Origin of the sequence: Pseudorhodoferax soli (assembly GCF_003337555.1) — a bacterium.
In the GTDB taxonomy this organism is placed as follows: Bacteria; Pseudomonadota; Gammaproteobacteria; order Burkholderiales; family Burkholderiaceae_C; genus Pseudorhodoferax; species Pseudorhodoferax soli.
This window is the reverse complement of the sequence record NZ_QPJK01000011.1, coordinates 186,984-209,775: the sequence shown is the minus strand read 5'-3', so window position 1 is coordinate 209,775 and position 22,792 is coordinate 186,984. Positions and strand designations below refer to the sequence as shown.

General features: G+C 62.5%; 27 protein-coding genes. 22 read left to right on the top strand and 5 right to left on the bottom strand.

Annotation, left to right across the window (positions count from 1 at the left end; all coding sequences use genetic code 11):
- Positions 1–206: 206 nt before the first annotated feature.
- Complete coding sequence (locus DES41_RS31655; RefSeq protein WP_147283012.1) at positions 207–428, top strand: hypothetical protein; 222 nt, start codon at positions 207–209, stop codon at positions 426–428.
- A gap of 101 nt (positions 429–529) precedes the next feature.
- Here the strand turns inward: DES41_RS31655 and DES41_RS31650 are convergent, their stop codons facing one another.
- Positions 530–1,063 carry an ankyrin repeat domain-containing protein gene (locus DES41_RS31650; RefSeq protein ID WP_114471604.1) on the bottom strand — a complete coding sequence of 178 codons (534 nt, stop codon included), beginning with the start codon at positions 1,061–1,063 and terminating at the stop codon, positions 530–532.
- 262 nt (positions 1,064–1,325) lie between these two features.
- A complete protein-coding gene (locus tag DES41_RS31645) occupies positions 1,326–1,799 on the bottom strand; it encodes a guanylate cyclase (RefSeq protein ID WP_114471603.1) in 474 nt (157 codons plus the stop codon).
- A 443-nt stretch (positions 1,800–2,242) separates the two neighbouring features.
- On the opposite strand from DES41_RS31645, the gene DES41_RS31640 reads away from it, so the two are divergent.
- Both DES41_RS31640 and DES41_RS31635 read left to right on the top strand, forming a co-directional pair.
- The gene (locus DES41_RS31640) at positions 2,243–2,464 is read left to right on the top strand and encodes a hypothetical protein (protein ID WP_114471602.1); all 222 of its coding nucleotides are present in this window, start codon (positions 2,243–2,245) and stop codon (positions 2,462–2,464) included.
- A 223-nt stretch (positions 2,465–2,687) separates the two neighbouring features.
- The gene (locus DES41_RS31635; protein WP_114471601.1) at positions 2,688–3,050 is read left to right on the top strand and encodes a response regulator; all 363 of its coding nucleotides are present in this window, start codon (positions 2,688–2,690) and stop codon (positions 3,048–3,050) included.
- Between the two features lie 666 nt (positions 3,051–3,716).
- Here the strand turns inward: DES41_RS31635 and DES41_RS38920 are convergent.
- The 3 genes from DES41_RS38920 to DES41_RS31620 all read right to left on the bottom strand — a co-directional run bounded on the left by DES41_RS38920 (position 3,717) and on the right by DES41_RS31620 (position 5,243).
- A complete protein-coding gene (locus tag DES41_RS38920; protein WP_211333125.1) occupies positions 3,717–4,148 on the bottom strand; it encodes a BLUF domain-containing protein in 432 nt (143 codons plus the stop codon).
- 340 nt (positions 4,149–4,488) lie between these two features.
- Positions 4,489–4,773, bottom strand: coding sequence for a hypothetical protein (locus DES41_RS31625; RefSeq protein WP_114471600.1), 285 nt, complete (start codon positions 4,771–4,773; stop codon positions 4,489–4,491).
- A 158-nt stretch (positions 4,774–4,931) separates the two neighbouring features.
- Positions 4,932–5,243, bottom strand: coding sequence for a DUF4148 domain-containing protein (locus DES41_RS31620; protein ID WP_114471599.1), 312 nt, complete (start codon positions 5,241–5,243; stop codon positions 4,932–4,934).
- A gap of 644 nt (positions 5,244–5,887) precedes the next feature.
- Here DES41_RS31620 and DES41_RS31615 point away from each other — a divergent pair.
- The 19 genes from DES41_RS31615 to DES41_RS31525 all read left to right on the top strand — a co-directional run bounded on the left by DES41_RS31615 (position 5,888) and on the right by DES41_RS31525 (position 22,442).
- Positions 5,888–6,166 carry a hypothetical protein gene (locus DES41_RS31615; RefSeq protein WP_147283011.1) on the top strand — a complete coding sequence of 93 codons (279 nt, stop codon included), beginning with the start codon at positions 5,888–5,890 and terminating at the stop codon, positions 6,164–6,166.
- A gap of 234 nt (positions 6,167–6,400) precedes the next feature.
- The gene (locus tag DES41_RS31610) at positions 6,401–6,928 is read left to right on the top strand and encodes a JAB domain-containing protein (RefSeq protein ID WP_114471597.1); all 528 of its coding nucleotides are present in this window, start codon (positions 6,401–6,403) and stop codon (positions 6,926–6,928) included.
- A 268-nt stretch (positions 6,929–7,196) separates the two neighbouring features.
- Positions 7,197–7,922 (top strand): DUF3577 domain-containing protein, encoded by a 726-nt coding sequence (locus DES41_RS31605; protein ID WP_147283010.1) that lies wholly within the window; start codon positions 7,197–7,199, stop codon positions 7,920–7,922.
- Positions 7,923–8,374: 452 nt separating this feature from the next.
- Positions 8,375–9,037: a DUF3275 family protein gene (locus tag DES41_RS31600; protein ID WP_114471595.1), complete on the top strand. Its 663-nt coding sequence runs from the start codon at positions 8,375–8,377 to the stop codon at positions 9,035–9,037.
- Positions 9,038–9,547: 510 nt separating this feature from the next.
- Positions 9,548–9,859 (top strand): hypothetical protein, encoded by a 312-nt coding sequence (locus DES41_RS31595; protein WP_114471594.1) that lies wholly within the window; start codon positions 9,548–9,550, stop codon positions 9,857–9,859.
- Position 9,860: 1 nt separating this feature from the next.
- Complete coding sequence (locus DES41_RS31590) at positions 9,861–11,009, top strand: DUF6094 domain-containing protein (RefSeq protein WP_114471593.1); 1,149 nt, start codon at positions 9,861–9,863, stop codon at positions 11,007–11,009.
- 115 nt (positions 11,010–11,124) lie between these two features.
- Positions 11,125–11,472, top strand: a complete 348-nt coding sequence (locus DES41_RS31585; RefSeq protein ID WP_114471592.1) for a hypothetical protein — start codon at positions 11,125–11,127, stop codon at positions 11,470–11,472.
- Positions 11,466–11,768 (top strand): hypothetical protein, encoded by a 303-nt coding sequence (locus tag DES41_RS31580; RefSeq protein ID WP_114471591.1) that lies wholly within the window; start codon positions 11,466–11,468, stop codon positions 11,766–11,768. Before DES41_RS31585 ends, DES41_RS31580 begins: the two co-directional genes overlap by 7 nt.
- 234 nt (positions 11,769–12,002) lie before the next feature.
- Complete coding sequence (locus DES41_RS38105) at positions 12,003–12,458, top strand: hypothetical protein (RefSeq protein ID WP_147283009.1); 456 nt, start codon at positions 12,003–12,005, stop codon at positions 12,456–12,458.
- A gap of 99 nt (positions 12,459–12,557) precedes the next feature.
- On the top strand, positions 12,558–12,683 hold the full coding sequence (locus DES41_RS39660) for a hypothetical protein (protein WP_281277248.1): 126 nt from the start codon (positions 12,558–12,560) through the stop codon (positions 12,681–12,683).
- A 457-nt stretch (positions 12,684–13,140) separates the two neighbouring features.
- On the top strand, positions 13,141–13,575 hold the full coding sequence (locus tag DES41_RS31565; protein ID WP_114471588.1) for a hypothetical protein: 435 nt from the start codon (positions 13,141–13,143) through the stop codon (positions 13,573–13,575).
- Positions 13,572–13,850 carry a hypothetical protein gene (locus DES41_RS31560; RefSeq protein WP_114471587.1) on the top strand — a complete coding sequence of 93 codons (279 nt, stop codon included), beginning with the start codon at positions 13,572–13,574 and terminating at the stop codon, positions 13,848–13,850. The genes DES41_RS31565 and DES41_RS31560 overlap by 4 nt, the downstream gene beginning before the upstream one ends.
- A gap of 289 nt (positions 13,851–14,139) precedes the next feature.
- Entirely contained in the window at positions 14,140–14,541 is a 402-nt protein-coding gene (locus tag DES41_RS31555; protein WP_114471586.1) for a hypothetical protein, read from the top strand.
- Positions 14,534–14,833 carry a hypothetical protein gene (locus DES41_RS31550; protein WP_114471585.1) on the top strand — a complete coding sequence of 100 codons (300 nt, stop codon included), beginning with the start codon at positions 14,534–14,536 and terminating at the stop codon, positions 14,831–14,833. The genes DES41_RS31555 and DES41_RS31550 overlap by 8 nt, the downstream gene beginning before the upstream one ends.
- Entirely contained in the window at positions 14,826–15,461 is a 636-nt protein-coding gene (locus DES41_RS31545) for a hypothetical protein (RefSeq protein WP_170168348.1), read from the top strand. Before DES41_RS31550 ends, DES41_RS31545 begins: the two co-directional genes overlap by 8 nt.
- Positions 15,462–15,561: 100 nt before the next feature.
- Positions 15,562–17,976: a DEAD/DEAH box helicase family protein gene (locus DES41_RS31540; protein WP_114471583.1), complete on the top strand. Its 2,415-nt coding sequence runs from the start codon at positions 15,562–15,564 to the stop codon at positions 17,974–17,976.
- 382 nt (positions 17,977–18,358) lie between these two features.
- Positions 18,359–18,649, top strand: a complete 291-nt coding sequence (locus DES41_RS31535) for an XRE family transcriptional regulator (protein WP_114471582.1) — start codon at positions 18,359–18,361, stop codon at positions 18,647–18,649.
- On the top strand, positions 18,646–21,801 hold the full coding sequence (locus DES41_RS31530; RefSeq protein WP_211333124.1) for an HsdM family class I SAM-dependent methyltransferase: 3,156 nt from the start codon (positions 18,646–18,648) through the stop codon (positions 21,799–21,801). The genes DES41_RS31535 and DES41_RS31530 overlap by 4 nt, the downstream gene beginning before the upstream one ends.
- The gene (locus DES41_RS31525; protein ID WP_114471581.1) at positions 21,798–22,442 is read left to right on the top strand and encodes a hypothetical protein; all 645 of its coding nucleotides are present in this window, start codon (positions 21,798–21,800) and stop codon (positions 22,440–22,442) included. Before DES41_RS31530 ends, DES41_RS31525 begins: the two co-directional genes overlap by 4 nt.
- Positions 22,443–22,792: the final 350 nt, after the last annotated feature.

The following is a 22,792-nucleotide window of genomic DNA, read 5'->3' as shown; positions in this document are numbered from 1 at the left end:
GTTTGCGAGACGCCTCCTCTAAGCCGTCCCGTGCCTCTTCCAACATCAGAATGATGGTGGTGACGACATCTTCGATTGTCTCGTGCTCCCAGAATCAGTTCCGGGGGACGCGGCGTCGAACAATCGCTCGACGGAGCGGCTCCCAAGACAAGGGATATCCTGGCAAAGCTCGATCGCACCGCTCGCGCAAAATCGCAGCCATGCCCATGGACTACCTCCTGTCGATCGAGTACGTGCAACTTCCGTTCCGTGTAACGGATGAGCGTGCTTTGCAGTGCGTCCGCGTGTTGAAGGCCGCAGGGCTGATCGAAGCCAGCATCGTGGCATCTGACGTTCCGGGGCGGGACTCTGCGGCAGACATCCGCGCGATCACCGGCAAAGGGCGAGTGGCCATCGCACACCATGCGCAGGGCAAGCCCTTGCCTTAGACGACCAACATGACTGATACGCGTCGATGGCCAGCCTTGGCCGCCAACGGTAGCAGCGCTTTGCGCGGTAGGCGGTCCAGCGTCAAGCTCGGGAGACCGCGCTAACCGGCCTCCGTGAGCCGGGCCTGCAGCACAGCAGCGGTATCGCAGGCCCCCATCTGCCGAGCGAGCTCCAGCGCGGTGAGTCCTTCGGTGCTCTTCACAGCAACATCGACATGCTGTGCCAGAAGCAGGTCCAGGATCTCAACACGATTGAACATCGCGGCGAACATCAACGGCGTCTTGCCCCCTGGCGGCGCAAGAGTCGGATCGGCACCGTGAGACAGCAAAGCTTGGACGATCGGAAGATAGCCCTTGTAGACGCAAGCACCAAGAGGAGTCTGGGCCATGTCGTTGTAGCGGTCCGGTTTGGCACCGGCCTCCAACAGGACCTTGGTCGCTTCAAGGTGCCCGTGGTAAGCCGCCAGCATCAGCAAGGTGTCGCCCTTATGGTTGCTCATGTCGGGCGGCAAACCCTTCTGAAGCAAGCTGGCAAGCATCTTCGCATCGCCCGTCCTGGCCAGCTGAAACACCTCCTGAGCGAAGGCAATGAATTCTTGCTTTGCAGCGTCAGAGCTCGGGCTGGTTTCCGACATCGTGGTTCCGTGAAATGAGCGACTTCAACATCCGTGTTCTGCGGACGAAATTGTGCCCACGGACCAGGCAGGAGCGTGTCGGACAAGCGCTAGTGTGCTGTTTTGCGCCCACCACGCACCGGCTTCTACGGCACGCAGCATCACATCGCCGAGTACGTGCGGACCGCTCGCGGAATACCGGCCAGCCCGCGGCAAGGGGGACCATCAGCTGCTGGCAGCGCAACTCCTGCACCTGCACCGACAAGCAACGGCCTGCAGACTTTCAGCCGTCGCTGCGACGAGCCTCGGCTCGCAGGTATGGAAGCAGCAGATACGCTGACATGCGCAGCTCCTGGAACTGGGGGTCCGTCAGGTCTGTCTGCACGACGTCAAAGTGACACAGGGTGCCCCAGACCCGCTGCAGCGCCTCGTCCATGATCGGCACGGCATGGTAGGAGGTGACGATGCCCTGATATGGGCTGTAATCCAGCCGGTCATCCGCTGCGGTGTCAGGAGAGGAAAGCTTGCCCTCGCGCACCGCAATCTGGCAAAAGCTATCGACCCAAGGGACCGACTCCAGAAACGCGGCACGCGGCTGGCCGAGCCTGTCGTAGAAGTGCTTGTTGAACAGCCGGTCATCCAGCAGCTCAAAAATCGCTGTGAACCTGCACTCGACGCGCCGGTTGAGCATGCCGAGCGCTTCGTCCACCCCCTGCTTGCCCAAGACGTTCTCGAGCTCCTTCAAGAAGCCATACATCACCTTCTCCCTTGAAGCCGCTTCCACATTGCAGTCTTCCCAACGGAAGAATCTGTCGCCCTTGGCGCTTCAACGGAAGATGCGAGAGTGTAGGCGTCTGTCGCGGCAGCCCTGTATGCTCAGCTCTACGGCCCAAAACAACGCTTCTACACGGTCGTTCACGCTGGCTGCCCTGCAGCCTGAATCGCATTGAGAGGGGAACAGGGGGCTTATATGCGCGACTGGCCATTCAAAGTTCAACCGGCTGCAGGGGACGGAGCCGTACCCGGCATAGACGCCCGCAGTTCACAAACGCTCGGCAGCATTGTCCAAGCTGGCCGTGATCTGCAGCCTGTCACTTCCAAGCTACCGGAGCCCGACGTTCAATCGCCCGAGGTGACTCTCCAGGCCGAGTTCAAGCAGGCCTCTGCTTGGGCGTGACATCCCCTCAGGTGGAGCGGTGGGTGGCAACGGCTGTCCACACCGACGGTCTGCAGCTTGAGGCAGAGATCGCGCAGGAGCGCATGCCCACGCTGGAAGAGTTTGCGGCGGCGCTACTCGTTCAAGTTTCATCGCTCGCCGTTCGCCCGCGTCGTGGAGGCGCGCGTCATCGGTCCCAGCTTCGAAAGCTCAAGGACTTTGGCTTCAGCATTGACGGCATACGGGTGGAGGAGCAGCCAATCTGATCTCGGCGCCCCGCTTCGCGGAAATGCTATGCCACTCGTTCGCAAAGACAACTGCAGCGTCGAAAGCACCCTGACGAAGAAGGGCCGACAGCATCGGCCGGCGTGCGCGGTGCCATAGTCACTCGACTGGAACAAGGACGACACGGGACAGCGACCCGCGTGACGCCCACCTGCAGAGAGTTTCGATCCGTAGAACTTCCCCCATCGCGCCTGGACAGGCTGCATGCCGTACCGCACATTTCTCGTAGAAGACGACCCGCTGATCCGGCGGCAGATGACGGCAATGCTTGAGGAAGTCGCCGGCGCACAGATCGTCGGGATTGCCGAGACCGAAGAGGCGGCCATCGAAGCCATGGCTCGCATCGAATGGGACGTTGCTGTCGTGGATCTGCAGCTGCGGATTGGCTCGGGCATCGGCGTTGCACGAGCCTTCAGCGAGCGGGACAGTTCTCAACGCCTGTATGTCGTGACCAACCATGCGACCTCGGAAGTCTGTGAGTGTTGCAGAGCGCTGAAAGTCGATAACGTCTTCGACAAATTGACCGAACTCGACGCGTTATTGGACGCGCTGGTCAGCAAGGCTTGACTGTTTCGATTTTCCCAGGACCGCTGCGTTGCTATGCGGGCTGATGTGCAGCGCGAAACACCAGACGTTCGCGGTCGCTCTGGTTGAAAATCGTGAAGCGCGTGAGCACCAGGCGCGCGCCTCGATATTGAACTGGCAGTGAACCGCGGAGCATCTGCTGCGAGACGCTCCTGAGCAAAAGTGCAGGCGCCTCCAATTCCACGGCGAGATGCTCGGAGTCGAGTGCTGAAGCTTGGCACCAGGCAAGAGAGGCGGAGGTACCCAGGCCCTCAATGGTCATCGGGTGGCTGGCAGACACAGGCGAACGTTCTTGAACAGTGGATGCCGACAGGGGTCAACTATCCCGCACAGGCTCGCTGCGGGTGGCGTCAACCCATCGTTGTAGCGCAGGGCGGTCGAGCCCGGACTGCATTCATCCATCCATTGGTGGATATCTCGACCTTGCGACGGCCTTTGCAACAGGCCTGGCCAGCCTGCAGCGCTTGCGCAAGGGGGCCTGAAGCGGCCGACACGCGGCGCAGGATGCGTCTCAGGCGCACTGCCCATTCGTTGAGCATCGTGGCGTAGCCCGCGCCCAGCAACGCTCTCGGCGGATGCTCATCCGGTTGCCAACAGAGTTGTCCACCGGCCTTAGGGACAAGTTGCGCCGCGACGGAGGCAAACCCGTCAGGCCATCCTGGCGATGGCTCTCCAGTGGTCCGCCAACAACGCCACGCCCGCCGGCGCCTGCTTGCCCTGCGGCAGCGTCGCCGCGACGCTCTTCCACTGCGCTTGTGACAGCTTCAGGATCTGCGAATGGGGAGCCCGGGCAAAGCCCATGACCCAGTCGGAAAAATGCCGCCGAACGACAGTTCCTCCGAACAGCTCGAAGATGCCGCGGTGTCGCGTGGCTTTCAGGATCCGGTTGTAAACCTCCCGAACGCCGTCGACTGGCCCCTCGAAGTACTGAAAGAAATTGCCCTCGTCGTGGAGCAGAACGCCGGTCACGCCGACTTCATGGTTGAACTGGCGGGCATCCAGAAGAAGATCCTCGAGCGCTTCTTCGGACTGCTCCCCCACGGCGCTGCTGACATAGGCGATCCCGCTCAAGGCGACCATGTTCACATTTCCAAGGTTTAGGCCAAGTACGACGGCTGCACTTGCATCGCACGGTTAATGGCCATATCAGGCGACCGCGCAAAGCGGCCAAAGAGCGAGTATCAAAAACCAAGTGGCGCAGGTCTGTAGGAGAGCGCGCGCAATACCGAAAGAGGTATTTCAAGGCGTTACCCGAGCAAGACGTCTGCTGGACCATCGAGCCACCACACGGACATCAAGAATCAGTCGTTGCCGTCGAATCCAAACTGCTCGCAGCGTGATTGCCGTGCGGCCCTGAGGTCTCGCCTGTCGACCTGTAGATTCCGTGTCAGCCCGGCGGCGACAGGAGAGCCTAGAGAGCCTATTGCTCGTTGGCCGGCAAGGGTCGGACGAGGCCCTTCAACACCAGCAAACCGATCACGAGAAAACCGACGCCAGACACGATCCCGATCATCCCTGGCCAGACGCCGAAGTAGCGGTTGAAGTCCAGAAACATGAGGATGTTGTCGGGCGAGGCCGCGACCGGCAATGGCTCGAAGCCAACAACGTAGCGCGCGCCGGACACCGCGGCGATCGTTCCAAGCAGCATGAGGGCCCAGCCGACGTATCGGCGGCGCTGGTCGAAGTCGTCTCGCGCGTTGGTCATGAGCGAGATTGTGCATTGGCACCCTATGGATGCCAAGCCACAGCTGTGCAGCCGCACAGCGGCGTCCCGCTCTGCACGCCGCAGCAGGCTGTCTCGGCGGTCTCGCCCAAAGACAAAGAGCCGCCCGAAGGCGGCTCTTCATAAACGCTCGAGGCCGATCAGACTTCGCCGCCGATCTGTTGACCATGCTGTGCGGCGTAGATGGCCTCAGCGCGCACTGCATCACGCGTCAGCGTGCTCTTGGCTTGGGCCACGGCACCAGTGTCGGCACCTTCGCCGTACTCAGGCAGCGTGCCGTTGCGTTCGGCTTGCAGGTAGTCGGCGCGAACAGCTTCGCGGGTCAGGCCGCTGGCAGTGCTGGACACTTGGGGCACGTAGCCGACTTCACCGCTGATGTTGTCGCCAGCGAAGCTGGGAGCTGCGGCGAAACCGGCGGCGGCGATCAGGGCGGATGCGATGAACTTGTTCATGATGGACTCCTAAAAATGTGGATGGATGCAAGGTCTCAAACGGCGCTGCGGACACCATGTCTGCTGCGTCTCGGTGAGTCGTTTTTCTTGCGTCTCATCGATGGTTTGAATTGTGAAACTCGGCAGCCGGAAGAAAAACCAGCGCCGGGTCAATGCATCGTTTCCGCTCGCGGAACAATCGAGCAAGGCTTGGCGAGCCGTCGCCGCGCACGCGGCGACGTTCAAGCGCAGGCGTGCAGGGCTCCTGGGCTACCTCTGTGCGCAGCTGCGCGTGCTTAGCGACAGCGGCGTGTCAACTGCGTTTGACAGCCGCTGCTGAAGAAGTGAAGCTGCGCCGCCAGGCCTCGGCCGTCACCCTTCGAGGGATGGGCGTGCGAGGCTGTCTTGCACCAGGCAAGCCGATGGCTTCCCGCAGCGTCTGGGAGATCCGGGCGCTGCGGGAAACCATCCATCCAAACCACGATGGTTTCAGGCGCGTTCAGCCTTGCAAGCGCGCGTGACCGGGCGACCGGTCCAGGCAATCTCACCCTCAACCCGCGCGGGATCCTGCATCCCGTCCCGGGGGCATGACCTGCGTTCTTTCAACCCCATGGGGCTCCCACGCCCCGATGGGCGTCGGTGCCTTCAACTTCTTGGAGAACACCATGCAGATGCAACCCTGGAACGAAGAGCAGCGCAAGCTGTTCCATGTGGAGTTCAACGACTGGATCAACACCGCGGAGGAAGCGGACTTCGACCGTCTGGAAACGCTGCGTGCAGAAGTCGCCCCTGGCGAAGTCTGCTCGATGGTCAGGCTGGTCCGGTCGTGCTTTGCCCGGCCGGATCTGCTGGCCGGCCTTCCGACGGCGCTTGTGCAACGACTGCGAGAACAGAGTTTGCTGCAGCTTTGCGCTGTCTCGCCATCGCACGCAGGCGCTCAATAGCGTCGCGCGCATCCATCTCTTCGAGCACATGCGACAGATCGGCCTTGCCGCCTGAGCCTTCGATCAGCGTGAACTTGCGTGGCATCACGTGAGTTTCGCATCGAAGGCTCAAGCGCGGTGCACCGACAGCTATTCCTCTTCGTCTCGGTGCATCGGCATTGGTCACCACCGTTCATTCAAACCCTGGCGGGCCAGATCCCGTCAGGGGTCCTGCCGCCACCAGCAGGAGAATTCATGTCATCCTTCAACGCAACCCGCTCGCGGTTCGGCCATCAGCGCGAGCGCGGCCTGTCCGTGCGCGACGTGAGCGGCGTGTACCGCACGGTGCGCCCCGCGGAGATCTTGCAAGCAGCGCAGCAGGTCCTTGAAGCCCGCCTGACGCACACCCCTGTCCTCGACGGACCGTCCACGGTGAAGGAGTACCTGCGCGTCAAGCTGGGCACGTTGGAGCACGAAGTCTTCGGCGTCGTGTTCCTCAACTGTCAGCATGCCGTGATCGCTGTCGAGGAGCTCTTTCGAGGCTCCGTGTCGCAAGCCGTCGTGTATCCGCGCGAGGTCGTGAAGCACGCCATGCTCCACAACTCGAGCGCATGCATCCTGTTCCACAACCACCCTTCGGGCACGGCCGAACCGTCCAAGGCCGACGAGCACCTGACGTCGCAGCTGCAGGCCGCCTTGAAGCTGGTGGACTGCCGTGTTCTTGACCACCTGATCGTGATCAGCACGACAGTGCGAAGCATGGCAGAGATGGGGCTGATCTAGAAGGCGTTGCGATCCTGTGGGTGCGAGAGCCGGTGTCAACTGCGTTTGACGTTCCAGCATCAACCCACTAGATTGCGCTCCGTGTACTGCCGCAAGGCACCACAGAGGCGCTTCGGTTCTTGAAAAGCGCACGGCTCGGCCCCCAAGGCCAGGTCCAGAACATTTCCATCCTTGCAACCCGGACGGGGAAGATCAGTCTCCCTGTCCGACCCTCTGGGTTGCGGCATGGGTGCGCCGATCTCCTGTCCTTCTTTTGGAGATCATCATCATGGCGAACGACACCCAAGATAAGCAGTTTTTCAACCTGCATGCGAGCGGCATCGGCTATCTCAACCGCGTGCGCTGGGTCGAGACCAACAACCGCAGTGGCGGCCGGCGCGCCGAACCGTTCCTCAGTTGCGCCATCAACGCGCTGCGGGGCAGTTCTGATTCACCGCAGTACACCTACTTCGATCTGAAGGTAGTGGGCGAGGACGCGATCCAGGTCATCTCCGACCTGGAAGAAGCGGTCAATGCCGAACGGAAGGTCATCGTGGCGTTCAGGGCCGCAGACCTCTATGTCCACACGTACGAGCGCCGCAAGCGCGATGGCCGCAATGGACAGCGTAGCGACGAGATGGAGACCGCGTCCTTGATCAAGGCGCGTCTGCTCCTGATCACCTCCGCCAAAGTGGACGGTGAGCTCGTCTACAAGCGCGAGGAGCCGGAGGAGGGCGATGCTGGTGGTGTGGACGACGCCGGCGCTGAGCCTGGCGACGCAGGTGATGGTGGCAACACCGACACCGACCAGCCGCAGGAAGCCAATCCTGCCGAGCCGCCGCAACGCCGCGAGCCTGCGAACCAGCGCCCCCAAGGCCAGCACCATGCTGGCGACCGGGGTCAAGGTCAGCGCAGTCGTGGTGGTGAGCGCGGCAGTGATCGTCGTGAAGAACGGCAGCATCAGGGCCGTGACCAACGTGGCGACACGCGGTCCGACCGGTACGCTCGCAACTGACGAAGCCTGAACACCCTCGAGTCGCTCTGCGGCTCGGGGGTGTTTCATTTCGAGAATGCACATAAGTAGCCAATGGCTACTACCGAAGGAGGCGCAGTTCCGCTATCCTTCGCACGCTCTCCGAGTGTTTGCTGGTACCACTTGAACAACCAGAGGCCGGCTTGCCGGTGAAGCACCTCAGCCCCTGAGAGGTGAACGTCGAAAGACTGGGGCAAAAGTAGCGGCGCCACTCCGCTGATGCACACCTCGTTATGGCGCCCAGCACCTGGCAGGTCGGACACCTGTCGGATCATCAGAGCCGAGTGCTCCCGACCAGCCGGTGGCTGGTTGGGCGCAACCTTATTTCCCCTTCCTTTGTCGTCGCCGGTCCTCGGCGCGGCTTCTTCCTCTTTCCCCACGGGATCACGCATCCCGTCGCGGAGGTGCTCCCATTTCTTCAAACGGAGCACACCATGATCAAGATCGAGAACACGACGCTGCGGGTCCGCAAGATCCGTCAAAGCCGCAACGGGCCCTTCGCCGTCGCGGACCTGAGCACCGAGATCGGTGAATTCAAGGTCAAGGACCAGCTGCTGGACGCCTTCGACGAGGGCGAGTACCGGGCCACGGTCTGGGTCTCGGAGATCTTCCTGGCCCAGTACGTTGCCTTCGGCCGCGGCGTCACCGAGCTGCGCGCCCGGCTGCACGACCTGCAGATCCAGGAAGCCAGCGACCTGGAAGACATGCCGGAGCAGTCCGAGCCGGATCCGATCGACGAGCGCAAGCCTCTGCGCGTCCCCGCGGCCGCCGAAGCACCGGCCCCCGAGCCCGAGGAAGCGCAAGCATCCGACGGTGTCAGCATCGCGGCCCTGAAGGCCAAGCTCAAGAGCATCGGCAAGCCCAAGGGTGGCAAGCCATCTGCCTCAAAACTCGAGACTGCGCCGACGCCAGGCGACGAGCTGGGTGCACTGTTCGGCGAAGAGCTCTGGGCACGCATCCAAGGCCGCGAGCCCGTCAAGCTCGACCCGACCGTGGACCGACTCACCTTCCGCAAGCAGGCCGAGCTGCTGGGCAAGCTGGACTACACCTTCAAACCGATGGAGCAGACCTTCCATCCTGTTGAGGCCGTCGCATAGCGATGGTCCCGAACAACCCGCGCGCGGGTTGTTCCATGCAGCTGACGCCCTGACGGTGGCCGCATGGAACAGCCCGCCACGCGGGGCTTGTCACAGCCGGGGTGGCGGCGACCTGATGCGCCGCGGCCTTTGCGGTCGAGGGTATGGTGGCCAGAGCCAGACCTCCGTGCGACTCCCGCGCCTTTCCTAGGCCACCTGGACCCCGCATCGGTGGCCGGCATGCCAGGCAGGGCTCGCGTCCACGCGAGCTTGACCTGGTAGCCAGGGGTAGCGTCAAACACCTCCATCAAAGCCCGAGCCCGATGGGCTCCCACAGCGTCCAGCCGTACTGGCCGGTCGCTGTGGAAGTCCATCCGTTCATTCACCCTTGGACTTCTCGGTGTGCTCAGCCTTGAAAGCGCACCCGCCGCACCCGCGGTGAGGCATTACCTTGAACCCGTCGTTTCATCAACCTGGACAGGAAGTCACCTGTCCAGGTGGCCTCCCGTCCGCCATTGAAGGAGGTTTGACATGTTGACTCCCACCACGCTCATCCGTCTGAAGGACGTGCCCGCGCACACCACCGACATGGAACGCAGCGACCTGCCCAAGTGGTCCGGCAAGGACCCGGTGCCGGCCATCGGCCAGACCATCTACGTGCGGGTCAACCGCATCGGCGCCGCCAAGGTCGTCGGCTATGCCATCGACTGCGGCTACCTGGGTGTGCTGGCCTATCCGCTGGATCCTCCGGAATGGTGGGTCAAGCAGAACGGTCCATCCAGCCCCGAGAACGCACCGTTGGTCTTCGGCGCCGAGCTCCAGGTCCTGAAGCAGGAGGCCTGAGATGGCGCTCATGTTCGCGCGCCTGGCGCAGAACTTCGTCAAGGCAGGGTACTACCCGACCGACGAGGTCACGCTGGAACGCGTCATCGGCATGCTGCGCTGTACAGGCCCAGGCCCGTTCAGGCTGCTCGACCCGTGCTGCGGGGAGGGCACCGCGCTGGCAGATGTGCGGCACGGCCTGCTTCACACAGCCGGCACAGCCGACGATGAGCCTGCCAGCCGCACCATCGACATCGAGGCCCTGGGCGTCGAGTTCGACAGGGAGCGTGCCTGGCACGCTAAGCAGGTGCTGGGCCGCGTGATCCACGCGGATTTCCATGACGTCGTCATCAAGGCCCGATCCATCGGCCTGCTGTTCCTGAGCCCGCCGTACGGTTTCGGTGTCGCTGACCAGGCCAATGGCAAGGCCGGCGATGCCGACGCAGAGAAGGCGGAGCGCCTCGAACGCACGTTCCTGTTCAAGTCCACGCCGTTGCTCGCCAACGGCGGCATCCTGGTCTTCATCGTTCCGCACTATGCGCTGGACGACGAGATGCGCAGCCATCTGGCCCGCAACTACCAGGACGTGCGGGTCTTCATGGCCCCCGAGCAGCGCTTCAGGCAGTGCGTCGTGGTCGGTCGCCGCCGCAAGGCAGGAAACCCGAGCAAGGCCGTGCAGGACATGCTCGCGCGTGCCCAGGCCTCGGTCGACGGCGCTGCCGTGCTGCCCGAGGAATGGACAGACGCACCGTACCTGGTGCCAAGCGTTGCCGACCAGGAGTTCACGTTCCACGCGGTGCGCATTGATGCGGAGCAGCTCGGCGACGAGCTGCAGCGCTACCGGGGTCACCTGCTGTGGCAGGCCTTTGCGACGCACTTTCGCCAAACGACAGGGGCCTGCCGGCCGCCGCTGCGCGAGATGACCCCATGGCACATGGCCTTGGCCTTGGCCGCGGGCCAGATCACAGGGCGCTTCGAGTCCGAGGACGGCCGCGTGTTCCTGCTCAAGGGCGACACCTACAAGCGCAAGCAGCGCACCGTCGCCACGGACGTTGACGAGAAGGGCGAAGTCACCCACACCGTCACGATGCTCGACCGGTTCGTCCCGGTCATCAATGCGATCGAGTTCACGCCGGACTACCGGCTGGGCCAGATCGTGAAGATCACCTGATCGCGAGATCGGGCGACCGCCAGTGCTCCAGCGCACGCTGGCCAGCACTTCAACCACCCCGGAGGGATGCACATCCTTCTGGGGATGGCTCCCTCGAACCATCGAAGGAGAAACCATGAAGTCAGTCCATCCAGGTGCCGACAGCGGCGCCAACGTCAGTCCGGCACCGGCGAAGGCACCGCAGGTCGATCCGGAGCTCGTCGAGCTGGCCTTGTCGGCGCTCAAGGACGAATCGGCCGGCATTGCGCGCCTGGCCGGCCAACCGTTCTTCTACTTCGAGTTCGAAGGAGAAGACCTGCTGCTCACGAAGGCGCTGCGCGCCGAGGTGGAGGCCAAGCTCGGGGAGCCGCTGGTCGAGATCGTGTTGCCCGGCCTCACCGGCCAGGTGAACTTGCTGCCCGCGTCGCGTGCCAATGCCCTGCGGACCGCGTCGGAGGACGGTCAAGGAGCCCAGCCATGCTGAGCATCACGGCCATCCCCCTGGAGGGCGTCAAGTTCCCGCTCGGCGACCTCGTCGTCACCAGCGGCATCTGGGACCTTGTCATGGCGGGCCGCATGAACCCGGCCCCGTACCTCAAGCGGCACGGCTCGGGCGACTGGGGCGATGTCTGCGCGAGCGACAAGGCCTTGAACGACCGGGCACTGAAAGGTGAAGACCGTCTGGTCTCGGCCTACCAGGTCGATCAGGACCTGAAGATCTACGTGATCACGGAGTGGGACCGCAGCGTGACGACGGTGCTGCTGCCATCCGAGTACTGATCTCCTGATCCACAACCTTGGGAAGCGACGGCTTCCCGCTGGGCCACCTGCGCATCTGCAGGGCCCAGCGGGAAACCGTCAACCGACTTCAAGCGGTTTCCAGGCGCGCTCAGCCCTGCAAGCGCGCCGGCCACGTGTGGCTGGGCACATCGGCACCTCGGTGCCGCCTTTCATCAACCCATGCGGGGCCAAGCCCCGTCGGGGCGAAGCCTTGCAGATCACAGGAGCACATCCATGATCGAGCAAACTTCCACAGTCGGGCAGCGCAGGCCGACAGGGCTCACGAACGACGCCAGCGTACTGGCGCCGAACTGCAAGCAGTGCCTCGCCATCATCCCGCACGGGAAGGCCTCGTGCGACAACTGCTCGAGCACCGCACCCGACACGGTCGCAGCCCCAACACGGGCCGACATGATCGTCTTGCTCCGCAAGGTGCACAGGCTCATCACCGAAGGCCAGCGCTCGATGTTGGACGACGACGTGACACCGCTCGTGCAGGACCTGACCGACGAGGCCATCGGCCTCGCCAAGGAGCTGGAACTCGCCGCTGCCATGGAGGCCGCACTTGTGATGCTGTCCGAATGCGGATGGCTCGTAAGAGATGTGCGGGAGATTCCGTCCGTGGCGAAGGCGAAAGCCATCGCACGCGACGTGGTCGATGACATCTTGCTGATGAGGCTCACGCGCTAGTAGCTCCGACCGCCCCCAGATCGGGGCATCGTCATTAACGCAACCCCAGGGTCTTCCAAGCCCGCGGGACCGGTCGACCCTGTTCAACCAAGGAAGACCATGACCAAGACCGTCATCTCGTTCGACGACTTTGACAACGCACAGGCAGTTCGCGAGGGCTGGGGCCTCTTCAACGCCAACGGCGTGCTGGAGATCCAGCGCATTGACGAGCCCGAACCTGCCTGACCCTCCGGCCGAGGGCTGGCCATCGCATCCAACGGATGAGCACGCAGTACTCCACGTCATATCCGCAGCGGCGGCGGGGAGCGCCTACCACCAGCAGGCCTTGCGCTTGAACGGGGAGTCCTCCTGGTCGCGCGTCGATCTCGATGGCGACCATGACGCGCCCCAGATCGCGTAGGGACCGTCCTCGGTCGGATCGCTGGCGTTGACCCCGCGGGGGCCGCCAGGGCCCAAGCCCGTCGACTGATCCATTTCTCAACTGGGAAGCGACGGCTTCCCGCTGCACCTGGGTACGGGTCCAGCGGGAAACCGTCCACCAATCACACGGTTTCCAGTGCGCGCTCAGCCCTTCGAGCGCGCCGGCCACTTCGTGGCAGGGCATTGCGGCACCTCGGTGCCTTCTTCACCACCCTTGCGGGCCCGCCCGCAAGGCGGCAACCCGCGCAACTTGGAGTTCAACATGACGACGTTCACTCACCGTCTCACCAAGCGCGACGGCAACTGGGTCGCTGAGTCGGTCACGAAGCTCGAGCACAACCGCGAGCTTTCCATTCGCACGCGCCGCGACAGCAACGGTACCGTGAGGACCTATGCGACGGTCAGCAAGATCGAGGGCAGCTTCAGGACACACCGGATGGGCTTCGGCTCGAAGGGCGGAGATTTTCAGAAGACCGTCCTGTCGCTCAATCCTACGCGCGCGACATCGAAGGCCATCCAAACTCAGCACGACACGGCGATGGCCCAGATGGAAAGCATCCTCTTCCAGGTGCGCAAGCACTACGAGGAAGAGGACCGTGAAGCCAACGCGGCTCAGCCTACCGCCGAGACCTCCGACGCGGTGGCCACGGACACCGCTGCAGTAGCGGCGGCCAGCTCCTCCGAGGTGGCGGCGTGAACGACGCGGACGAGCTCGAGATGCCCCGGCGCATGTCGAACGAGGAATTCGTGTCCGACCTGATGAACTACAGCCGCTATGGCGGCCTGGTCCAGGTCTTCGTGATCGAGGCGATCCGGAACTACGCCGAAGCCATGGCGACTGCGGATCCAGCCAAGTTCGACAGCGACTTCCTGAACGGGAAGGCGTGGATCGGCGTGGCGCAGGAGGTCAAGGCCAAGCTGGATGCGCAGTACGCGCTCGATGTTGCGCTGCCTGGCCCGGCCGAGGGGTAGCAGCTCCGAAAGCTCACACGTACGGACTGTCGTGGCGCCTCGCGCCGCGGCGGTCCGATCTCTCCAACCTGGAAGCGACGGCTTCCCGCTGCAGCTGGCCGCCCGCAAGGGCGCGCCGGCGGCATCGGGAAACCGTTCATCTGCATCACAGCGGTTTCTGGGCGCGCTCAGCCCTCACAGCGCGCCGGCCACACCTGGCTGGGCTTCGCGGCACCTCGGTGCCATTCCAACCACCCGCGCGGGGCTCCGTCCCCGCAGGGGACGTCTCGCGCTTGCACAGGAGAAGATCTTGTACATCCAGCTCACACAAGCCAGCAACGGCTGGCAAGCCGAGAGTTTCCTCAACCTTGGAGGCGATCGCTTTCTGGCGATCACGACAGCGCGCTCGGAAACCCGGGCGAACACCTTGGTGACACGGGCAACGGTCCTGCTGCGCATCGACGGCAGCGGACCTGTTCACGATGACGGCGACGCTGCGCGAGTAGGGGACTTCGACCTTCTGGTCTCGGTCTTCACCTGCGAAGCGCTGCACGAGCAACAGCTGCGGGTGCGCCACGCGCTCGCCTTGTCCAAGCTGCCATGGATCCTGGGCCAGATCCGGCTGCACTACAGCGATGCCCTGGGACCGATCGACGACACCTGTCGCGAAGAGGCCTGGGGTGAGCGTGCGCTGGAGGTGGCCCATGTCTGAGATCGAACGCCTGGCCGTACAGGTCGTTGACAGCTGGGAGCGGGGCGACCTGGCCGCGGCGGTCCGAGAGCTCGCATGCCATCTGGACATGCTGCGCGACGATCGGCTCCGGTACAAGAGCCAGATCGAGGCGGCAAGGTCCACCTACGCCATTCCGTCGGACAACGACATCGAGGTCGACGAGGACGCGATCGTGGCAGCGACGGATGACGGCTGCTGGGTCAGTGCCTGGGTGATGGTCCGCGAGGACGACACCGAGGACAGCCAAGGTGCGGAGGTCCAGCATGTCTGAGCCGATGTTCTTCGTCGCGGAGTTTCCGGAGGTGTTCGCCGATGCCTGCCTGCGCGACAGCGCCGGCACGCTCAAGTTCCTCTCCGCCTATGGTCGCGACGGTTCCATCATGCAGTTCGAGGCTGCGCTGCAGATCGGCCACAAGGAGGGCGGTGTCCGCCGCTTCCACCTGGTCGGCACCGACGGTGCACGCCATGCGGTCGAGGTCGGCAACGCTGACCGGCTGACCAAGTTCTCCGGCCGGCTGCCGCGCCAGAACCTGTTCGGGCCGCTCACGCAGGTCTGGATGTACGACAAGGCGCTCGTCGAGCTGGACCGGGCCAACCGGATCGGCTGGGCGATGCATCGGACCGTCAACGACAGCCCGGCCAGCGCTTGCGCTGACCGGCGCCTGGATGGGCTGCTGGCCAAGGCCTGGGAGCTCACCTTGCAGCTCTCGCCGGTCGCGTTGGCAGCTCCCTGGAAAGCCGACGTGCAGGCCTGGTGCCTGGAGAAGAACGCCCACGAGCGTCTGGACGGGTCTATGTACCCAGCGATCGGCAACGTAGACGCCATGCGCGTGAGCATCACCGACCACTTCCTGCGCTTCGTCAGCGAGCAGGTCAAACGCAAACTATTCGTCATCTGAGGCAGCCGGCAACGCCAGCACTTTTATCTCAACCCCGTGGGGATCACGTCCCCACGGGGGCGCGGTTCCCTCCATTTCAACCCCGAGAAGGAGAGAAACCATGAACAGCACGGACAACTTGGAAGAAGTAGCGGCCGCGGACAGCGCCGCCGGCACTGGTGCCGGCGACGCCCTCGCGGCCCAGGACGGCCCATCTGAGGCGCAAGCCTCCGCCGCCGACGGCACCGAGGTGGCCGACATCATCGACAACGTCGTGGGCGAGACGATCGCCCTGGGCGACTTCATGCGGGCCTTCGGGCCCAGCATGCTGGCCCAGATTCGGGAGAGCAATCCCCCCGTCTACCTGCCGACGGTCGAGCAGCTCACGCCCGCGTGGCAGAGCCGCCAGGCCGCCATGCAGTCGCTCAAGCGCCGGCCCTTCGCGGCCCAGGCCGAGGCGGTGCAGGCGCTGTGCAAGTTGCTTCTGGATCATGGCGAGCCCGCCGCAGTCCTGAATGCGGAGATGGGCACGGGCAAGACCATGATGGCGATCTGCGCCGCGACCATCGTGTCGCAGCAGCATCCGCGCACCCTGGTCGTCAGCCCGCCGCACCTGGTCTACAAGTGGCGCCGCGAGATCCTGGAGACGGTGCCCAACGCCAAGGTCTGGGTGCTCAACGGCCCCGACACGCTGCGCAAGCTGCTCCTGGTGCGCAGTGCGCTGGGCCTGAAGACCACGCAGCCCGAGTTCTACGTGCTCGGCCGCGTGAGGATGCGGATGGGTTTCCATTGGAAACCAGCGTATGTGAATCGCCGGCTGCGCGCCGATGGGCAGACCTGGACAGTTGCCTGCTGCCCGCAGTGCATGAAGCCGCTGGAGCGCCCGGACGCCGAGGGGCATGCCTCATGGCTCTCTGTCGAGATGGCCAATGCAGTGCTGAGCGATCGCCGGGCCCTGTGCCCGTCGAAGACCTGCCGCAGCCCGCTGTGGACACTGATGCGCCCCGGCACAGCCAAGCAGTCCATGCGCGAGCTCGTGGGAGACGCCATGCAGCAGTTGCCGACCATCGGGCCGGCCGCGTCCAAGCGTCTTCTCGACATGTTCGGCGAGTCGCTGCTGGGCAGCATGCTGGAAGACAACGTCTACGAGTTCATCAACCTCATGGACGAGAACGGTGGGCTGGTCTTCAACGACCGGCAGGCCCGTAGGCTGGAGCGCGCGATGGCCAGCTTCGAGTTCTCGATCGGGCAGGGCGGCTACCAGGCCACGGAGTTCGTGAAACGCTATCTGCCACGGAAGCACTTCGGCCTGCTGGTTGTCGACGAGGGCCACGAGTACAAGAACGAGGGTTCGGCCCAGGGCCAGGCCATGGGCGTGTTGGCCAGCCAGTGTCGCAAGACGCTGCTGCTGACCGGCACGCTCATGGGGGGCTACGCCGACGATCTCTTCCATCTGCTCTGGCGGATCAACCCTTCGGTCATGGTGGCCGACGGTTTCAAGCCCAACGACCGCGGTTCGTTCGCATCGGCCGCGATGTCCTTCATGCGCGCCCACGGCGTGCTCAAGGACATCTACAAGGAGACGTCGTCCGGCTCCCACCGGACAGCGAAGGGCAAGAGCCTCACCGTACGCACGAGCAAGGCACCAGGGTTCGGACCCGTGGGCATTCTGCGCTACGTCCTGCCCATCACCGTGTTCCTGAAGCTGCGGGAGATCGATGCGAAGGCCCTGCCACCGTACGACGAGGTGTTCCAGCCCGTCGCCATGACCGAGGAGCAAGCCTCGGCCTACCATCGCATGGCGGGCAACCTGGTGCGCATCCTCAAGCAGGCGCTGGCCATGAAGGACAGCACTCTGCTGGGTGTAGTGATGAACGTGCTGCTGGCCTGGCCAGACTGCAGTTTCAGGGACGAGACGGTGCGGCATCCGCGCACACGTTCGCTCCTGCACCTGCAGCCGGCGGTGTTCGGCGATGCTGATCTGATGCCAAAGGAGCGCTGGCTCATCGACCTGTGCAAGCAGGAGAAGGCGGCAGGCCGTCGTGTGCTGGTCTACTCGATCTACTCGGGTACCCGGGACACGACGGCCAGGCTGCGCCACCAGCTCGAGGTCCAAAGTCTCAAGACCGCGATCCTGCGAGCGACCGTGGATGCATCGAAGCGCGAGGACTGGCTCGCCGAGCAGGTGGAGCGCGGTGTCGATGTGGTGGTATGCAACCCCGAGCTGGTCAAGACCGGCCTGGACATGCTGGAGTTTCCGACCATCGTGTTCATGCAGTCGGGCTTCAACGTCTACACCGTGCTGCAAGCCGCGCGGCGCAGTTGGCGGATCGGCCAGAGGAAACCTGTGAGGGTATTCTTCCTGGGCTATCAGGGCACCTCGCAGATGGACTGCCTGCGCCTCATGGGGCAGAAGATCGCGGTGTCGCAGTCCACGTCCGGTGAGATGCCGGAATCCGGGCTGGATGCGCTGAACGAGTCCCAGGGTGACAGCCTGGAAGTTGCGCTGGCTAAGGAGCTGCTGGCGAAGGTCTGATCAAGGCCTCTTTGACCCCCTGTCCTGGCTTTGCCGGGGCAGGGGTCTTCTTCTTGGCGGCACTTCTTGGCTGCCTCGGGCTGACCGCGCGCCGTCTCACATTGCCCGTCCCCAGTGTGTACGAAGAGGCTTGGCCGGCCATTTCGACGTCCTGCTTTAGCAGTTGAAAGGCTCCCGTCGCCGCCGACCAATAGAGCTACTGCGCCTTCAGAAAGGGGGCGGACACGCACGGGCTCAGCCGAGCGCGAGCCGTGGCGCCACTGCGCGCACCGGCTCACACGCTTTCAATACGGACGAAGAAAGGATAAGTGGGGAGTTGCACACTATTTTGTGTGTCTTCAGACATAAAATAATGTGTATCTTGCTGCAGGACTATAGCTGAATGACCTACGATGCCTTCCTTGTTGAGCTGGCCTTGGCTGGGCTCAGCGTACGCGCATTTGCAGAACTCATAGGGATGAACAAGAACTCCGTGTCGAACTACGCCGGTGTCGGCAGGGTACCGACCCATTTGGCTGTTATTGCCAGGCTGCTTTCAGAGTTGAAGGGGCGCGGCATCGGCTTCGATGACGTGCTGGCAAGAATTGAGCGGACGCCCAAGAAGCCAAGGGGCGCGGCCAGGCCTGGCCGCTTCGGTGGCGACAAGCAAGAACAGTTGGAGCTGCAATCGTGATCAGGCAGCCTGTTTTCACTCTGGACTGGCTCCACGAAAGTTTAGGCTGGAACCACCCTGAGCAGGTTTTGCGACCGGACGGCGCTGGCGCGGCGAAGTTTGCGGCTTTGGTGCAAGAGAAAGTAGGCCGTGCTCTGACTGGCGAAGCTGAAGGCCAAGGGTGTCGTATCGGTGTTCTCGCCGCCGTGCCGAGCGCTGTCAGCACTGAACCGCCCATTGCGGTCGTGGTTGAGTTCTCGCAACCGGCCTCGGATGCCACGCTCAGTGAACTTCACCGGTTGGCTTGGAACTTCTCTCATTGTCCGGCATTGATCACAGTCGAACCTAGCCTTGTTCGCGTGTGGACATGCTGCGAAGCTCCAGTCTCCGGCCAGAAGCCCTCGGACCGGATAGTCCATACCATGACTGCGGACGAGGTCGCCGGATTACAGACTTTGGCGATTGAGCGATTTGCGGCGCAGTCCTTACATTGGATCAATCTGGTATCTGGTGTGTTTTTCTCCAATCATGCCAGGCGTTTTGATAGGGATGGCCGCGCCGATCAGTTGTTGCTGGGGAACCTGAGGCACGTCAGGCAGCTCCTCGCAGAGATCGGCTTGAGCGACGACGATGTTTGCCACGATCTGCTTGCCCGGATCATTTTTGTCCAGTTCCTGTTTGACCGGAAAGACGTGGATGGCAATCCTGCCCTAACAGCGTCCAAACTCGCACGACTTCATGCAGAAGGCGTGCTGAGCAAGCCCCATGCAGGCTTCGACAGTATTCTTTCTAGCTACACGGACGCCTACGCATTGTTCGAATGGCTCAATGAACGCTTCAATGGCGACCTCTTCCCTGGGAAGGGGGATACGCCGCAAGCCCGCGCAAAAGGCTGGGCCGCAGAAAAGCGCATTGTCAACAAGAGACATCTGTCGTTGTTGGCCGATTTCATTCGGGGCAATGTCGACATGCCGTCAGGCCAGCATTGCCTCTGGCCGAAGTACTCATTCGACGTCATTCCGTTGGAGTTCATCAGTAGCATCTACGAGACCTTCGTCGATGAACGCGCAGCCGACGGCGGTGTGTTCTATACGCCGCCGCATCTGGTCGACTTCGTTTTGGACAAAGTGCTGCCCTGGGACGGGTTGGAATGGGATCTCAAGGTGCTGGATCCCTCGTGCGGGTCTGGGATCTTCTTGGTCAAGGTTTTCCAGCGCTTGGTACATCGCTGGAGACAGGCCAATCCAGGTCAAGCGGTGCGAGCCGAGTTGCTGCGCAGACTGTTGGAGCGAAACCTGATTGGGGTGGATATCGACCCACACGCCGTGCGTGTCGCTTGTTTCAGCCTCTATCTAGCGATGTGCGACGAGATCGAACCGCGCCACTACTGGACGCAAGTTGTATTTCCAAACATGCGCAATCGACGATTGCTGTGCAGCGACTTCTTTGCGGAGGATAGCCCAGCCATCAATACGAGGACAGGCGCACAAGGCTATGACCTCGTGGTTGGCAATGCACCATGGGGCGAGGATCTCGTGACCCCACTTGCGAGAGCGTGGGCCCATGCCGACGAGCGAAGCTGGACGGTCGCGAACAAGGACATCGGGGGACTCTTCCTAGCCAAAGCAGCGCACCTTTTGAAGCCAACGGGGCGCGTGGCTATGATTCAGTCGGCAAGCGCATTCTTGTTTAACACGAGTGTCAAGTCCTGCGAGTTTCGGAAGCAGTTGTTCCAGACTCATCGCGTCGAGCAGGTGGTGAATCTTGCAGCGCTTCGATTCGACGTATTCAAGCGCAAGTCACACACGACCAAGACGTCCGTTTCGCCTTCATGCATCGTAGTCCTGTCTCCAGGCGGGCCCGCATGGAATGACCGGATCTCGTACGTCAGTCCGAAACGGCTTAAGCCGCTGACCGACGAGTTCACCATTGTGGTAGAACCTCAGGACTGCCGTACCTTGAGTGTCCATGAAGCCCTGAATGACCCGCTCATCTGGACATTGCTCATGTGGGGGTCACCTCGCGACCGCGCCCTAATCAAGCGTTTGGTTGAATACCCAACCATTTCCAATCCTGGCGAGTCGATCGAGGTGCTCACGCGGCAAGGCTTCATCTACGGTGACCGAACCCGGCCTCAGCCTGACTTGGATGGACGGCCGTTCTTCGACCAAACCACATTTCCCGACGGTTCGTTGATGCACTTGGACACCGACCGGCTGGTTCCAGCACGCAATCTTCGCGTGCATTCCAAGGACTCCACCAACTTCGCTGCTTTCGAATGGCCCCAACTCATTCTCAAGAAGGGCCTGCAGAAGGGACATGCCAGATTCCAGTCCCGGCTGGCTCAATCGAACAACCAAGCGGCGGCCGTATTTAATGACAACTACGTCTCTATCCATGGCCCTAAAGCTTTCCTTGAAGCCGCCTGCCTCACCGTAAACAGCCTGCTGGCCGTTTACTTCCTCAAGCTCACCAGCGGACGAATTGCTGCCTATCGCCCCGCGGCACTAAAAAACGAACTGCTGGATATTCCGATCCCCTACCCACTGCCGCGGCAAACCGAGGAGGCCAAGAATTATGAGGACATCGATGAGGCTGTGTACCGGGCGTTTGCGCTGAAGGACGCGGAGCAGGTGCTGGTCGAGGATCTTTGCGAGTTGGCGCTCGCGGAGTTTCAAGAGAAGAAGGGGCGCACAAAGGTCAGCGACCAGCGTACAGACGAGCCAGCGCCGTCAGATACCAACCTCCACGACTACTGCACCTACTTCATGCGTGTGCTTAAGGCGGGTTTTGGAGCAGACAAGGCCGTAAGCGCGACCGTTTTTTGCACTCCGGACGACAAACCGCTACCGTATCAGATGGTGTCCATCGAACTCGGCCGTTCATCCGTCCCTTCCGTCGTGTCGCGGAAGATGACCACCCTAGCGCTTCTAAACGAACTAGAACGACTAGATCTACAGGACGGGAAAGACACCGGGGACCGACTGGGAATCTATACCAAGCGGGTGGTACGCCTGTATGACGCCAGCCATGGCGTTCCGATCATCATCATCGTCAAACCCAACGTGCATCGTTATTGGACAAGGTCCACAGCCTTGAACGACGCGGACGAGGCTTCGTTGGATCTATTTCGAATGCAGCAGCAAGACGATACTGCACGAGTCATCCAATGACGATCTCTGCAGACCCGGCGTTCATCGCCTTAGCAAGGGCATGGATGCAGGCACCCGCAGACAGGCTCCTGGCACTCGTCTGGACTGCTTATGACGACATGCGGGCATCACCGCCGACTATTGACACCCGCGACCTGGAACGCAGCATCACCCAGCGGCTAGAAGCCCGCATCAACGATGCGATGACGGGCGATGAACCCTTTCGAGTTCAACATGGCGCTTATGAACACGAGACCATGGCGGCGCCGCCAGCGCAGCCGCCCCAGTACGACATCGCGTTTGTACTTCGGTCAGACGAACGATTGATGTGGCCCTTGGAGGCGAAGGTACTAGAGACCGCCGGAAGGATCTCGGAGTACCTGGACGACATCAGGCAGCAGTTCCTAACCTGCCGCTACGCGCCTTTCACCGGATCAGCGGCCATGCTTGGCTACTTGCTGAGCGGAAACACGTCGGATGCACTAGACGGCATCGGCAAGAAATTGGGATGCATGCTCCACCCGGTGGGTGGCCCTTCATCCGCGCGTGCGCACCGAATTTCCTATCACGTCCGGACGCCCCCCGCTGGAAAGCCGTATGCCCAAGACTTCATCTGCCATCATTTGATGCTGGAGTTTGTGGGGCTCAAGCGCCACAGTTGAGCGAAGCCCGCCGCTCACTCAGCCCTTGAGACTACGCTTCATGCACAAGCCCCTGCTGAAGTAGGCTCCCCCATTTCGCAATTGAATCTTCTGTCAACAAGAAACCCGCCTCACATTCGAGGCCACGCCTCCGCCAGCCCAGTTGGCTGACCTCAAGGCACACGTGCAAGCGCTGTTGAGTGCTGAGTATCTTCTGTTATCCGTGGCGTCAAAGTGGGGTCACGGGATGTCGGGGGAGTGATTGCCGAGTTCGTTTGTGCCACTTCGACGCCGAGGTCGTGCCGCTTGAGTGAGCGCTTGTTTGAATTCAAATTTGTTGCGTTTCACTGAGCCAGCTAATATGCAGGTCA

What these genes read in the sequence shown, in the direction of transcription:
- DES41_RS31595 (WP_114471594.1), top strand. Translation starts at nt 9,548, where the DNA reads ATGTTGACTCCCACCACGCTCATCCGTCTGAAGGACGTGCCCGCGCAC.
- DES41_RS31600 (WP_114471595.1), top strand. Translation starts at nt 8,375, where the DNA reads ATGATCAAGATCGAGAACACGACGCTGCGGGTCCGCAAGATCCGTCAA.
- DES41_RS31650 (WP_114471604.1), bottom strand. Translation starts at nt 1,063, where the DNA reads ATGTCGGAAACCAGCCCGAGCTCTGACGCTGCAAAGCAAGAATTCATT.
- DES41_RS31625 (WP_114471600.1), bottom strand. Translation starts at nt 4,773, where the DNA reads ATGACCAACGCGCGAGACGACTTCGACCAGCGCCGCCGATACGTCGGC.
- DES41_RS31535 (WP_114471582.1), top strand. Translation starts at nt 18,359, where the DNA reads ATGACCTACGATGCCTTCCTTGTTGAGCTGGCCTTGGCTGGGCTCAGC.
- DES41_RS31585 (WP_114471592.1), top strand. Translation starts at nt 11,125, where the DNA reads ATGAAGTCAGTCCATCCAGGTGCCGACAGCGGCGCCAACGTCAGTCCG.
- DES41_RS31550 (WP_114471585.1), top strand. Translation starts at nt 14,534, where the DNA reads ATGTCTGAGATCGAACGCCTGGCCGTACAGGTCGTTGACAGCTGGGAG.
- DES41_RS31525 (WP_114471581.1), top strand. Translation starts at nt 21,798, where the DNA reads ATGACGATCTCTGCAGACCCGGCGTTCATCGCCTTAGCAAGGGCATGG.
- DES41_RS31655 (WP_147283012.1), top strand. Translation starts at nt 207, where the DNA reads ATGGACTACCTCCTGTCGATCGAGTACGTGCAACTTCCGTTCCGTGTA.
- DES41_RS31635 (WP_114471601.1), top strand. Translation starts at nt 2,688, where the DNA reads ATGCCGTACCGCACATTTCTCGTAGAAGACGACCCGCTGATCCGGCGG.
- DES41_RS31615 (WP_147283011.1), top strand. Translation starts at nt 5,888, where the DNA reads ATGCAGATGCAACCCTGGAACGAAGAGCAGCGCAAGCTGTTCCATGTG.
- DES41_RS39660 (WP_281277248.1), top strand. Translation starts at nt 12,558, where the DNA reads ATGACCAAGACCGTCATCTCGTTCGACGACTTTGACAACGCACAGGCA.
- DES41_RS31590 (WP_114471593.1), top strand. Translation starts at nt 9,861, where the DNA reads ATGGCGCTCATGTTCGCGCGCCTGGCGCAGAACTTCGTCAAGGCAGGG.
- DES41_RS31545 (WP_170168348.1), top strand. Translation starts at nt 14,826, where the DNA reads ATGTCTGAGCCGATGTTCTTCGTCGCGGAGTTTCCGGAGGTGTTCGCC.
- DES41_RS31620 (WP_114471599.1), bottom strand. Translation starts at nt 5,243, where the DNA reads ATGAACAAGTTCATCGCATCCGCCCTGATCGCCGCCGCCGGTTTCGCC.
- DES41_RS31565 (WP_114471588.1), top strand. Translation starts at nt 13,141, where the DNA reads ATGACGACGTTCACTCACCGTCTCACCAAGCGCGACGGCAACTGGGTC.
- DES41_RS31610 (WP_114471597.1), top strand. Translation starts at nt 6,401, where the DNA reads ATGTCATCCTTCAACGCAACCCGCTCGCGGTTCGGCCATCAGCGCGAG.
- DES41_RS31645 (WP_114471603.1), bottom strand. Translation starts at nt 1,799, where the DNA reads ATGTATGGCTTCTTGAAGGAGCTCGAGAACGTCTTGGGCAAGCAGGGG.
- DES41_RS31605 (WP_147283010.1), top strand. Translation starts at nt 7,197, where the DNA reads ATGGCGAACGACACCCAAGATAAGCAGTTTTTCAACCTGCATGCGAGC.
- DES41_RS38105 (WP_147283009.1), top strand. Translation starts at nt 12,003, where the DNA reads ATGATCGAGCAAACTTCCACAGTCGGGCAGCGCAGGCCGACAGGGCTC.
- DES41_RS38920 (WP_211333125.1), bottom strand. Translation starts at nt 4,148, where the DNA reads ATGGTCGCCTTGAGCGGGATCGCCTATGTCAGCAGCGCCGTGGGGGAG.
- DES41_RS31580 (WP_114471591.1), top strand. Translation starts at nt 11,466, where the DNA reads ATGCTGAGCATCACGGCCATCCCCCTGGAGGGCGTCAAGTTCCCGCTC.
- DES41_RS31540 (WP_114471583.1), top strand. Translation starts at nt 15,562, where the DNA reads ATGAACAGCACGGACAACTTGGAAGAAGTAGCGGCCGCGGACAGCGCC.